This is a genomic window from Pseudomonas sp. FSL W5-0299 (genome assembly GCF_005930655.1).
In the GTDB taxonomy this organism is placed as follows: domain Bacteria; phylum Pseudomonadota; class Gammaproteobacteria; order Pseudomonadales; family Pseudomonadaceae; genus Aquipseudomonas; species Aquipseudomonas mandelii.
Map to the genome: position 1 here is coordinate 177,951 of NZ_RXHX01000003.1, position 13,118 is coordinate 191,068.

Annotated in this window: 9 protein-coding genes; 4 read left to right on the forward strand and 5 right to left on the reverse strand. The window is 57.7% G+C overall.

What is annotated here, in order from left to right; all coding sequences use genetic code 11:
• The first annotated feature begins 65 nt into the window (after positions 1-65).
• Together FHL16_RS06415 and polX are read left to right on the forward strand one after the other, a co-directional pair.
• Positions 66-626, forward strand: a complete 561-nt coding sequence (locus tag FHL16_RS06415) for a nitroreductase family protein (protein WP_077747771.1) — start codon at positions 66-68, stop codon at positions 624-626.
• A 200-nt stretch (positions 627-826) separates the two neighbouring features.
• A complete protein-coding gene (gene polX / locus FHL16_RS06420) occupies positions 827-2,647 on the forward strand; it encodes a DNA polymerase/3'-5' exonuclease PolX (protein WP_077747772.1) in 1,821 nt (606 codons plus the stop codon).
• An 84-nt stretch (positions 2,648-2,731) separates the two neighbouring features.
• On the opposite strand, the gene FHL16_RS06425 is transcribed toward polX, so the two are convergent.
• Together FHL16_RS06425 and FHL16_RS06430 are read right to left on the reverse strand one after the other, a co-directional pair.
• Entirely contained in the window at positions 2,732-3,967 is a 1,236-nt protein-coding gene (locus FHL16_RS06425; protein WP_077747773.1) for an acetate/propionate family kinase, read from the reverse strand.
• Positions 3,964-5,391, reverse strand: a complete 1,428-nt coding sequence (locus tag FHL16_RS06430) for a bifunctional enoyl-CoA hydratase/phosphate acetyltransferase (protein WP_077747774.1) — start codon at positions 5,389-5,391, stop codon at positions 3,964-3,966. The genes FHL16_RS06425 and FHL16_RS06430 overlap by 4 nt, the downstream gene beginning before the upstream one ends.
• A 297-nt stretch (positions 5,392-5,688) precedes the next feature.
• On the opposite strand from FHL16_RS06430, the gene ppsA reads away from it, so the two are divergent.
• Both ppsA and glgP read left to right on the forward strand, forming a co-directional pair.
• The gene (gene ppsA / locus FHL16_RS06435; RefSeq protein ID WP_077747775.1) at positions 5,689-8,115 is read left to right on the forward strand and encodes a phosphoenolpyruvate synthase; all 2,427 of its coding nucleotides are present in this window, start codon (positions 5,689-5,691) and stop codon (positions 8,113-8,115) included.
• Positions 8,116-8,180: 65 nt separating this feature from the next.
• Positions 8,181-10,682: an alpha-glucan family phosphorylase gene (glgP, locus tag FHL16_RS06440; protein WP_077747776.1), complete on the forward strand. Its 2,502-nt coding sequence runs from the start codon at positions 8,181-8,183 to the stop codon at positions 10,680-10,682.
• 135 nt (positions 10,683-10,817) lie between these two features.
• Here the strand turns inward: glgP and FHL16_RS06445 are convergent, their stop codons facing one another.
• From FHL16_RS06445 to FHL16_RS06455, 3 genes are read right to left on the reverse strand one after another with little or no spacing between them, the layout of a single operon-like run.
• Positions 10,818-11,366: a flavin reductase family protein gene (locus FHL16_RS06445; RefSeq protein ID WP_238706160.1), complete on the reverse strand. Its 549-nt coding sequence runs from the start codon at positions 11,364-11,366 to the stop codon at positions 10,818-10,820.
• Positions 11,367-11,418: 52 nt separating this feature from the next.
• Entirely contained in the window at positions 11,419-12,384 is a 966-nt protein-coding gene (locus FHL16_RS06450; RefSeq protein WP_077747778.1) for a ribose-phosphate diphosphokinase, read from the reverse strand.
• 38 nt (positions 12,385-12,422) lie between these two features.
• Entirely contained in the window at positions 12,423-12,989 is a 567-nt protein-coding gene (locus FHL16_RS06455; protein WP_077747779.1) for a phosphoribosyltransferase family protein, read from the reverse strand.
• Positions 12,990-13,118 lie beyond the last annotated feature (129 nt).

Below are 13,118 nucleotides of genomic sequence, written 5' to 3' on the forward strand. Positions count from 1 at the left end.
AAATCAGCAGCAGGTCTGCGTGAGTGGACGACTTTATGAAATGACCTACCTTGAGGTATGCACTCATGAACATCGACAAGGCAATCTCCGGCCGGCGCTCCACGCGTGAATACACGACAGAAGCCGTTGATGAAAATGTCATTCGTCGTTTGATCAATGCCGCTGCCCAGGCGCCCAGCGCGGTCAACCAACAACCGTGGACGTTCACGGTGATCCGAGACCAAGCAGTGCTGGATCGGATCTCGCGAGAAGCAAAGGCCTACATGCTCAAGACGATGCCCGCTGGCCCCCATTCCGCGCACTTCCATTCGTTACTCAATGACGAAAACTTTCACATCTTCTACCACGCGCCAGTACTCATCCTTATTTCGGGGAGCGCGCCAGGTCAGTGGATCGTCGAAGACTGCGCATTGGCTGCCGAAAACCTGATGCTCGCCGCGTACGCTGACGGGCTGGGTACCTGCTGGATCGGTTTCGCCCAACGTTTTCTTGATACGCCGCAGGGGAAGCATGCACTGGGCCTTCCTGCCGAGTGGACGCCAGTGGCGCCCATTATCGTTGGCCATCCGAAATCGGCGCCTGCACCGGTCTCGCACAAGGCGCCGGAGATTCACTGGGTCGGCTGATCGCAAAACACGCACAGCATGTGCCTCACCGGCATTTAGCGCTGAACTCGGCTACCGTGGCGAGCTTGCATATTGCCGCTTTCGTAAAATCGTCACTGCTTGAGGAATCGCGCGGGAAAAAGCCCGACCTGTTAGTCAAGACGTGCAATACGAATCAACGCTCAAACGCGCGTTCTTCATTTCACTGGACGGGCACTGCCATGAAGCTCACCGCCGTAGCGCCTCAGGAACCGTTACCAGACTGGCTATCGGCCTCGCTCAAGGACAGGCGGCTGATTGGCAATGATCAAATTGCCGAGGTTTTTGACGAAATCGCTGATCTGCTGGAAATCGATGACGCCAACCCCTTTCGGATCCGGGCCTACCGTAATGCGGCGCGCACCTTGAGGGCGTTGACCTTTGAGCTGGCAGAGATCATCGCGCGTGGCGAACCACTGCCCAAACTGACCGGTATTGGAGTTGATCTGGCAGGCAAGATCAACGAAATCGTTACCACTGGAAATTGCGCTTTGCGCCAGCGGTTGCGTTCGACATTGCCGCCCGGATTGGTTGAACTGTTGTCCATCGCCGGATTGGGCCCCAAACGCGTCAGGCACCTGTATCACGATCTGGGGATCGAAACCGCGCAGCAGTTATGCGAGGCTGCTCGACAGGGGCGCATTCGCCATCTGCCCGGTTTCGGCGAAAAGATGGAAACGCGGCTGTTGAGCGCCGCGCAGAAGGGGATTGGAAGCGATCGCCGTTTGCCGCTGGCGTTTGTCGAGCCCGTAGCGCACCGTCTGATCGAATACTTGCAGCAGCTTGCGGGTATCGAGGAAGCGACGGTGGCCGGAAGCCTGCGTCGCATGCGCGACACTGTCGGTGATATCGACCTCCTCGTGGCCGCAGCGCCTTCTGTGAATGTCACGGCACACTTGCTCAAGCACCCGGAGATTTCCACCGTGTTGGTTAAAGGGCGCACGCGTGCCAGCGTCGTGCTGGGCTCAGGCCTGCAAGTGGATATGCGCATTGTAAAGCCGGCGCAATTTGGCGCCGCTCTGGTGTATTTCACTGGCAGCAAGGCGCATAACATCGCGATTCGCCAGAGGGCCCGGAAGCTGGGGCTCAAACTCAACGAATATGGGGTGTTCAAGGCCGAAGAATGCGTGGCCCGTGCCACCGAGGTGGCGGTTTATCAGGCCTTGGGGTTGGTATGGATCACGCCGGAACTGCGCGAAGATCGCGGTGAAGTCGAGGCGGCACTGACAGGTCGTTTACCGAGGCTGATTGAGTTGAGCGACCTCAAAGGTGACTTGCATGCTCATACCCGTGACTCGGATGGAGGCAATAGCCTGGAAGAGATGGCATTTGCGGCGCAGCACGCCGGACTGGAATACCTGGCGATTACCGACCACTCCCGGTCCCTCAGGGTGGCCCATGGCCTGGACACTGATCGATTGTTGAAGCAAATCGACCAGATCGATGCGCTCAACGCCCGCTTGCAAGGCATGACCTTGCTCAAGGGCGTTGAGGTCGACATTCTCGAAGACGGTCGCCTGGATCTGCCAGATGACATTCTGGGGCGCCTGGACCTGGTGGTGGGCGCCGTCCACAGTCATTTCGGCTTGACGCTGCATCAACAAACCCAACGCCTGCTCAGGGCCATGGATCATCGCTACTTCAGCGTACTGGCACATCCCCTATGTCGGTTGATCAATGAACGCGCGCCCCTGAGCATGGACCTGCCTGCAATCATCAAGGCAGCCTCTGAGCGTGGTTGCTGCCTGGAACTCAACTCGCAGCCCCAGCGCATGGATCTGTTTGACCTTCAGTGCCAATACGCCAAGGATCAAGGCGTGCTCATCAGCATCAATTCGGACGCCCATCGCGCCGCGGATTTTTCCTATTTGCGCTACGGCGTCGCTCAGGCCCGTCGAGCCTGGCTGGAAAAACACGATGTGCTCAATACCCGTTCGCTGACCTCACTCAAGAAGTTTTTACGCGATGGCGGTGGCGGTCGCCCTCAAAGCGCACAAAACTGATGTCAGGCCGTAGAGCGCCTTGTTGCCCGGGGCAGCCCCACGATCGGCACCTCATTTGAGCTTGTCGGCGAGCCATCGAATCCTTCAGGGGATGAGGCGCGGGGCGGATCGAGCTTGCTGATTGGCTGGCTCTGTCAGGCGCAGGGCATCGAGCGCCGTGACCCATTCTTCGTTGGTGGCCTCGACCACCACCTTGACTCGGCTGGCCGGGGTCGAGATCACTGAAGCATTGGCCTGGTTCGCCGTTTCGTTCAGTTCGACGCCCAGATACTGCAGGCCAGCGCACATACGAGAGCGAATCGCCGCGTTGTGTTCGCCAATACCTGCCGTGAACACCAGCATGTCCAGACCACCCAGTGCCGCGACAAGGGCACCGGCTTCGTGGATGAACCGGCGCAGGTACAACGCAAGGGCCATGGCCGCGCGAGGCTCAGTGGCTTCGACTTTGAGCAACTCGCGCGGGTCGCTGGAAATGCCGGAAACTCCCAGCAGGCCAGACTCGTGATACAGAATATGGCTGACCCGCTCCAGGCTCAGCTTCCAGATTTCCATCAGGAAAATCACCGCGCCAGGGTCCAGCGCCCCGCAGCGGGAGCCCATCATCAAACCGTCCAGCGCTGAGAAACCCATGGTGGTGGCGACGCTTTTCAAGTCCCGCATACCGCACAGGCTGGCACCGCTGCCCAGGTGCGCGACCAGCGTTCGGCCGCGCGCCTGATCGCCATAACGTTCGGCCAGCGCAACGGATTGATAGCAATAGGACAGTCCGTGAAACCCGTAACGGCGCAAGCCGCTTTCCCAGGCCGACCAAGGCAGCGGCAGGATTTTCTCCACGTCTGGCAGGGTCTGGTGGAAGGCGGTATCGAAACACACCACTTGTGGCAGGTCGGGGTGGGTTTGCAGCAGCGTTTCGATGGCCTCCAGTGCGAAGGGCTGATGCAACGGGGCTAGCGGGATGTAGCTTTTAAGGTCGGCCAGCACCTGCGTGTCGATCAATACCGGTTTGGAGTATTTAATCCCTCCATGCACGACGCGGTGGGCGATGGCCCTGATCGAACGGCCTACCAGTTGAGTTCGCAACCGCTCACGAATATACCCAAGGGCATCGTGATAAGGATGTTTTGCATCGAGGGTCAGTGGCTGATCGTCGCCGCCGTTTTCGCTGACCACCGAGTTTGGCCCCGTGATGCCGTCGACCTTTGCGCGCCACAGTGGTGTGCGAGCCAAAGGGCTGCAGGTGGCGTCGAACAGGGCGAACTTGATGCTCGACGACCCCGCATTGAGGACCAGGATCACTTCACCGTTATCCGTGTCGTTCATGGCGGGGTGACCCGATAGTGATGGGCGACCAGCGCGGCGATGGCGCAGGACGCGATGCGCGATTCAACGGAGTCGGCGCGGCTGGTCAGGACAATCGGCACTTTGGCGCCAAGCACGATACCCGCGCTAGAGGCACCGCCCAGGTATTCCAGTTGCTTGACGAGCATATTGCCGCTTTCCAGATCAGGCACGACGAGAATGTCGGCTTTACCGGAAACAGCTGAGTGAATGCCCTTGATACGCGCCGCTGCCAGGGAGATGGCGTTGTCGAACGCCAGCGGCCCGTCAAGGACCGCGCCAGTGATCTGGCCGCGATCAGCCATTTTGCACAGCGCTGCGGCATCAAGGGTGGCGGGCATGTTGGCATTCACCGTTTCCACGGCAGCGAGAATCGCCACGTGGGGATTACTGACGCCGAGGATATGTGCCAGATCGATGGCGTTACGCACGATGTCCACTTTGTCGACCAACGCCGGCGCGATATTGATCGCTGCATCGGTGATGATGAAGGGGCGCGGATAAAAAGGCGTCTGCATCACGAAGCAGTGGGTGATGCGCCGCTTGGTACGCAGTAGCGCCGACGACGGCACCACGGCGGACATCAATTCGTCGGTGTGAAGGCTACCTTTCATCAACGCTTCGACTAGACCATCACGGGCCATTTGCGCACCGCGCAGGGCGGCAGCATGGCTGTGGGGCACGTATTCAATGGTGAGACCGCAAAGGTCGTGGCCGCCCTTGGCCGCCAACGCTTCGAGTCTGGCTCTTGGGCCAATCCGGATCGGGTCGATCAACCCTGCATCGCGGGCATCAAGGGCCGCCTCGAAACTCACCTCGTCGCAAGGATGTACCACCGCAACGCGGATCGGTTCCAGCGTCTGGCAGGCTTGCAACAAACGATTCAGACCGTCGGCGCTGTGGCGCAGTTCTATGCCCGGCAGGCTGGCTCGATGCACATCGATATGCTCGCCGGCCGCGTGGACCAGGGATTCACCTTCCAGCACGACCACGCCTTCCTGATTGATGCCGGTACAGGCCAGCGTGAGCAGATACCGCGCTACGTCGCGAGCAGTAACCGTCACCGAGACCGTCAGTGTGTCACCGATGCGTACCGGGGCAAGGAACTTGAGGGTTTGCCCCAAGGGCACCGAACCGGGCCCTGGCAACTGCGTACCAATCAACGCCGAAATCAACGCTCCCCCCCACATGCCATGGGCGAAAACAGTGTTGAAGTGGGTGGTGGCGGCAAATTCCGGATCGACGTACAGCGGGTTCACATCGCCCGAGACCAGTGCGAACAGCTGAATGTCTTGAGCTGTCAGGGTGCGCTCCAGAGAGGCGGACTCGCCGATGACGATTTCCTCGAACGATCGATTATGCAGTCGCTCCAGATCGTCGGCGTTTACAGGAACAGAACGGGTCATGGGTTTGATCCTGAATAGGATGGCGGACAGCTCGGCTACATCATTCAACGCTCAATCGGCGCAGGTGACCAGAGCCGGCTGCCATTGCAGACGGTGAGGTCTTGGTAGCGGCGGTACTTCTCGTCCAGCTACGCCCTCTGCATACATCAAAAAGCGGGCTGATACTCCCGGCTATTGCTGCTCAAAGGGCGCTCATTGATCTAAATCAACACACGCAGGCGGCATCAAGCCATAAAGCTCTATATCAAGTAGAAGCGGCCGACAAAGTCTCCCCCCATCAAAAGGAGAAATATCGTGATGCATTCACATATCCGCTGGTTCAAAGAGCTGGGTATCAACGATGTATCGCTGGTCGGTGGCAAGAACGCCTCGCTGGGTGAGATGTACCAGAACCTCACGACTGAGGGTGTATGCATCCCCAACGGTTTTGCCATCACCGTTGAGGCGTATCGTTATGTGCTTGATCACAATAGCGCCTGGCAGCCTCTGCATGCGGCACTTGACGGACTCGACCCCGACAACATCAAGGATTTGCAGGCGCGGGGGGCAAAGGCGAGGGCGATCGTATATGGCTGTTCATTGCCGGAAGATCTAAAGACGGCGATTTTGCAAAGTTATGCCCAACTCAAAAAGGAATACGGCGAAAACATTTCATTGGCGGTGCGGTCCTCGGCGACCGCCGAGGATTCGCCGCAGGCCTCATTTGCCGGGCAGAACGATACCTATCTCAACATCGCCACTGACGGTGATCTGCTCGATGCCTACAAACGTTGCCTGGCGTCCAACTTTACCGACCGCTCCATCCACTACAAATACGACAATGGCTTTGATTACTACAAGGTCTATCTCGCCGTCGTGGTCATGAAGATGGTGCGTAGCGATATAGGGGCCAGTGGCGTGATGTTTTCGCTGGACACGGAAACAGGCTTCAGGGATGTCGTCTTCATCAATGCCGCGCTGGGGCTCGGCGAGAATGTCGTGCAGGGCACGATAGACCCCGACAGTTTCTATGTGCACAAACCCAGCTTTCTGCAGGGTTATCGTGCTGTCTTGAAGCGCAGCCTGGGTAGCAAAGCAAAGAAGATGATTTTTGCCGGCGAGCTCAATACCGGCAATATCGCGGTGGAATACACCAAGAATATTGACACGCCCGGCGAAGAACGAACCCGCTTCTGCATCACTGATGCGGATGTGATGGTGCTGGCCGACTATGCCATCAAGGTTGAAAACCACTATTCGGGCAAAGCCGGTTTTTACAAGCCCATGGATATGGAATGGGCCAAAGACGGCATTGATGGCCGGTTATATATAGTGCAGGCGCGACCGGAAACGGTGGAGTCGCAAAAGAAAGGCAGCGTGCTTGAGATTTACCATCTCAAGCAAAGATCGACAGTGCTGCTTAAGGGCAGGGCGGTCGGCACCAGAATTGGCGCCGGCAAGGCGCGTGTCATTAACGATGCCAAGCATCTCAGTGATTTTCAACCGGGCGAGGTGCTGGTCTCAGATACCACGGCACCCGACTGGGAACCTGTCATGAAGACCGCCGCGGCTATCGTGACGAGCAGGGGCGGACGTACTTGCCACGCCGCCATCGTCTCGCGTGAACTGGGCATTCCCGCCATCGTGGGAACCGCAAACGCGGCAGACAAAATAGAAACCGGCACACCGATCACCATTAGCTGCGCCGAAGGCGAAACCGGAAATGTCTATGAAGGCATTCTGGGTTTTGACATTCAGCACACCGATCTCAGCCAGCTGGGACATCCAAAAACAAAGATTATGATGAACCTGGGCAATCCTGATCAGGCCTTTAGTCTTGCCTCGCTACCGGTGGATGGCATTGGTCTGGCGCGTATGGAATTCATTATTAATGAATACATCAAGGTGCATCCGATGGCGCTCGTACACCCGGAAAAGGTGGATGACGCAACACGTGAAAAGATCGCTGCCCTGAGCATTGCTTACAATGATCCTGCGGATTTTTTCGTCAAGACCTTGGCCGAAGGCGTCGCCACAATTGCGGCGGCGGTGTATCCAAAACCCTGCGTAGTGCGCATGAGCGACTTCAAAAGCAACGAATACGCGACCCTGCTGGGCGGTCAGTATTTCGAGCCGGAAGAAGACAACCCAATGATCGGTTTTCGTGGGGCGTCCCGTTATACCCATAGTGCCTATGCCGAAGGTTTTGCGCTGGAATGCGCGGCAATGAAGCGGGTGCGCGACGAGATAGGCCTGACTAACGTCAAGTTGATGATCCCTTTTTGCCGCAGAGTGGAGGAGGGCGAAAAGGTATTGGCAGCGATGGCCAGCCATGGCCTCAAGCGCGGAGAAAACGGACTGGAGGTCTACGTCATGTGCGAGATCCCCAACAACGTCATCCTGATCGACGCCTTCGCCAAACTGTTCGACGGATTCTCCATCGGCTCCAATGACCTGACCCAGCTGACGCTCGGCGTGGATCGCGATTCGGAAATCGTCGCCTTCGATTTCGATGAACGCGATCCGGGAGTGAAACAGATGATTCGCCTGGCGGTGGAGGGAGCAAAACGTAACGGCCGCCACTCCGGTATTTGCGGACAGGCGCCGTCTGACTATCCCGAGATGGCTGAATTTCTGGTGGAAATTGGCATCGACTCGATAAGCCTCAATCCGGATGCAGTGCTCGCCACGACCCGGCATGTTCTGGCGGTGGAAAAGCGCCTGTCACTCAATCGCACACCGTAAAACCGTTGCCTCATGGCACGCCTGATCAAGATCCGCAAAACTGCCGATTACATTGAGGTGTCGACGTGTATGCCTTCTTGCCACGTGAGTTGCCGGAGCAACTCTGCGCACTGACCGACCTCGCACTTAACCTGCGCTGGACCTGGAATCATGCACTCGACGACCTGTGGAAATCGATTGACCCAGAACTTTGGGTGCGTACCCATAATCCGTGGATGATTTTGCAGAATGCTTCGCAGCAGCGTCTTGACGAACTCTGCCGAGATCCTGACTTCTCGCAGAAACTGGCGCACGCCATCGCAGAGCATCGGCGTTATCTCGACGACTCAGGCTGGTATGCACAGCAGCAAGGGGCCAGGGATTCGGCGCGGATCGCCTATTTCAGCATGGAGTACGGTTTGAGTGAGGCCTTTCCGCTCTACGCCGGCGGACTCGGTGTGCTTGCGGGAGATTACCTGAAGACGGCGAGCGACATGGGCGTTCCGATACTTGGGGTGGGTTTGCTCTATCAGGAAGGCTATTTTCGGCAATACATCGACGCGCAAGGCAGGCAGCATGAGGCCTATCCTTACAACGATGCCACCAGCCTGCCGATTCAGCCAACGATCGGAAATGACGGCGCCTGGCTGAAAATCGTGCTGCAACTTCCCGGTCGCACTTTGTATTTGCGTATATGGCAGGCCATTGTCGGACGTACGCGCCTGTATCTGCTGGACAGTAACGATCTGCGCAATGGGCCCGCCGACCGCGGTATCACCTCTAAGTTGTATGGCGGCGGCTCGGAAATGCGTTTGCTCCAGGAAGTGGTGCTCGGCATTGGTGGCTGGGCGGTACTCGACGCACTGGGTATCGACGTTGACGTGTGCCACCTTAACGAAGGTCACGCCGCACTGCTTGTGCTGGAACGTGCCCGTCGTTTTATGCACAAGATGGGAACATCGTTCTGGGAGGCATGGTGGGCAACGCGTGCAGGTAACGTATTCACAACGCATACGCCAGTGGCTGTGGGTTTCGACTTATTTCCACCCTCGCTCATTTACAAGTACGCGCGTGAGTATCTCGAAGACTGTCGCATTTCATTGCGCGAACTTCTGGCGTTGGGCCGGCGTGATCCGGCGGACGACGATGAGCCGTTCAACATGGCTTTTCTGGCATTGCGTGGGTGCGCCCAGTGCAATGCAGTGAGTCGTTTGCATGGCGAGGTCAGCCGTCAATTGTTCAGTGATCTTTATCCACGCTGGCCGCTTCAAGAGATACCTGTAGGGCACATTACCAACGGCGTCCATGTGCCATCCTGGGATTCGGTGTGGTCTGATCACCTTTGGACTAGCACCTGTGGCAAGGAACGTTGGCTCGGCACGGTGGAGTCTCTCTCAGGGACGGTCTCCCACAGTGATGACAGGGCCTTGTGGACGATGGCCGCCGAGCAACGCCGCGATCTGGTGCATTACACGCGTCACCGTTTGGCATGGCATCTTGGACAGCGTGGCGAGTCACCTCAGCGGGTCGAAGAAGCCGCGCAGGTGCTCGATCCCAATTGCCTTACGCTCGGCTTCGCGCGGCGATTCACCGACTATAAGCGACCGAATCTGTTGCTGCATGACCCGGAGCGCCTGAGCCGCCTGCTAACCGATGAGCATCGACCGGTCCAACTGATCATCGCCGGTAAAGCCCATCCCAGTGACGAGCAGGGCAAGCAGCTGATCCAGGCATGGATGGAGTTTGTTCATCGTCCAAATCTGCGAAGGCATGTCGTGTTCCTGGAGGATTACGACATTGAACAGGCCCAACATCTGGTGCAAGGCGTCGATGTCTGGATCAATACACCGCGACGACCATGGGAAGCCTGTGGCACCAGTGGGATGAAGGTTCTGGTCAATGGCGGACTTAACCTGTCCCAACTGGACGGTTGGTGGGCGGAGGCGTACCAGCCCACCTGCGGTTGGGCAATCGGCGACGACGCCCCCAGCGACGATGTAGCCGACGCCGAGTGCTTGTACCGCCTGCTCGAAGAAGAAGTAGTGCCCACCTTTTACACACGCGACACGCAGGGAATTCCACGAGACTGGGTGCAACGCATGCGCGCCAGCATGTCGCAACTGGGGCCGCAATTCAGTAGCAATCGCATGCTGCTCGAATACCTGGATTGTTGTTACCAACCGGCGATCCAGGCGTTCCGACGCCGTAGCAAGGATAAGGCCGAACTCGCACGTGGGCTTCATGCCTGGCACAAGGCGGTTGCCTTGGGATGGGACAACATACATTTCGGCACGGTCGATGCGAAACACGACGGCGAGTGGCTGTACATCAGCGTACCGGTCTATCTGGGGGAGATCGCACCGGAGTGGGTAAGGGTGGAACTCTATGCCGCCCCGTGCGATGGACACCCGGCAGAATGCCTGCCGATGAACGCTGTCGGCCCCATACCCGGCGCCATCCAAGGCTATATCTTTTCCATCTCGGTCGCTGCCACGCGGCCCGTGGATGGCTACACTCCACGGGTACGCGCCTGGCACTCAGACGCCTTTCTGCCAGCGGAAAATGCACTTATTGCGTGGCAACGTTGACGCTGGCTCGCCTTCACCTGACAGGTCTCAACGTATTACCCGGAAGGCTTTTATTAACGCTCGGGAACGCACCAGGTCAGTGACTCGTCGATGACTGTTCATTGCCTGCCAAGTGGACGCCGGTGGCGCTCATTATCATTGACTAACCACCTGGACACCCTCTGGTAGCTTCGACTGCATCATTTCTCTTCTATCCAGTTTGCGTCCGTCCACGACAAAGGAACCATCACCCACTGAATGAAGTGTTCGTGTCTCTTTGCGTGCCTCATCTATGTAGGCGGCGAGGCCTTCGAGGACAACAATATTGTGTTTCTCGATGATATCGACAACCTTGCATTCGATATTGGCCAGGCACTCCTTGATCAAGGGTGACCTGACATGTTTGCCTTTCACGGGCGTCAATCCGAAGGTTGCAAACTTGTCTGTGTCGGCACCAGAACAGGTTCCCACACCAATAACGCGATCGATCAAATCGACGGTGGGGATTGAAATGACGCACTCCTTGGTTTTCAGAAGCGCGGCGTACGAATAGTTCCAGGGCCCGGTGGTCACGGCAAAAATCGGCGTGAAGCCCATCACCATGGTCCACGAGATGGTCATGATGTTGTTCTTGCGGCCATCATTTGTGGTGACGAAGACCACCGGGCCTGGCTCCATCAGTGTGAATGCTGTGTTGATTTTCATCTTTTTCAACGTCAGGCACTCCCCATTGTCTTTGATCGGCCTCTTCATCTGCTCAAACGGTATCGAATGCTCCACTTTCAGCAAGCAAGGTGGCTATCAGGGCGGTGCTGTCGATTACGTGCACGTGCTGCGTCACGCACTCGGGGGATAGGCGAAATGGAGGCACGCTGTCAGAGATCGCAATGTGCTCGAAAAGCGGCTTGTCGAACAGATGGCTGCCCGCCGTGAACAAACCATGGGTCGCCGCGGCAAACAATCGGGTCGCTCCACCCTTTTGACAGGCAAGGCCCGCATGCTTCAGCGTTTCACCGGTACTGATCAGATCGTCGAAAACAATGGCTGTCTTACCCGATACGTCGCCCACCAACAGGGCGCCTGTCAGCGTCGCGTGAGCACGGTGCTTTTCCATCAGCGCACTGCCCACTGAGCGTCCCAGATGTCGTTCGAGGGCCTGACGAAACTGTTCGGCGCGCTTGGCACCACCGGAATCCGGGGACACCGCCACCACGTCGGTGTCGCCGACGAACCTGGCGAAATGCTCGGCGAATAATTCTGTGCACTGCACGTTCCACGTTGGAATGCGAAAGGCATTGTCGAACGCGGCCGGATTATGCACCTCCAGGGCAACCAGACGATCAACGTGGCAGGCTTCAATCATGGCCGCCAGGTAGCGGGTGATCGTGGGGTCTTGAGGTTGGCTGCGACGATCTTTTCGTCCATAGCAGAGGTAGGGTGTTACGACCTGCACATGGCGAGCGCCGGCATCCTTGAGTGCTCCGCAAAAGAACAACAGGCGACACAACTTATCGTTAGCGCTCTGCCGGTCATCCCCATACAAAGCATGGAACACCACGACCTCGCGACCGTTAACCGACGCCAGCGGTCGGCATTTATGTTCGCCATCTTCATAGTCGCGCTCTTCATGCAGGGCCAGTTGGCAGCCAAGCCGCTGCGCGACGCGTGTTGCATAGTGCTCACTGCCTTGCAGGGCAAAAAGAAGCGGGCGGTCGGTGAGCATGCATTGGCTCCTTTGAGGCTTATCGAACAGTTGCGCCATCATCGGGCAGCACCATGACGCAACACTTCAATGCAGAACTCCATTTCGTAGGGCGGGACGTTGCATTCGACGATGTCATGGGCGGCAACTTGCAGGTGCACGCCGACAATGTCGGCACGGATCGGTTGCTGGCAAACATGCCGGTCAACCAATACCGCAGTGTAGACCCGACGAGCCCCCAGCTGCGCCAAATAGGCACAGGTGCGCAGAAGGGAGTGGCCTTCAAAAAGCACATCGTCGACAACAAGCAGGGTGGTATTGGCAAGGTCCAGCTCGCCCAGAAGTGGGTTCTCAGTCAATTCCGTGTGTGTATGCAGGACCTTGAGGTCATCGGCATAACGCTTGACCTTCAGGGGGTAAAGCGGCAGTTCTGGCTGGCCGGTCTGACGCGAAAGATGCTGCTGTAAGCGCTGTGCCAGCGGCTCGCCGCGACGCTGGATGCCAATCAGTGCCGATTGAGCGGGCGGCAACAATATCGCCGCTTGGCGCGCCATCGCCTTCAGCACGCCATCGAGTTCATCGCTGTCGTACAAGCGCAACCGCTGACTCGCAAGTTGGGTCGACATTGCCGTCTCCTGTCGAAAGCCGGTGCGGTGGGGGCATCACACCATCAAGGAACCGGCAAGCATCAAAGTCCTGAGCACAGCAAACATGCCGTCCCATTTTGCCAACGTAATCCTGCTCGGCCCGGCCCT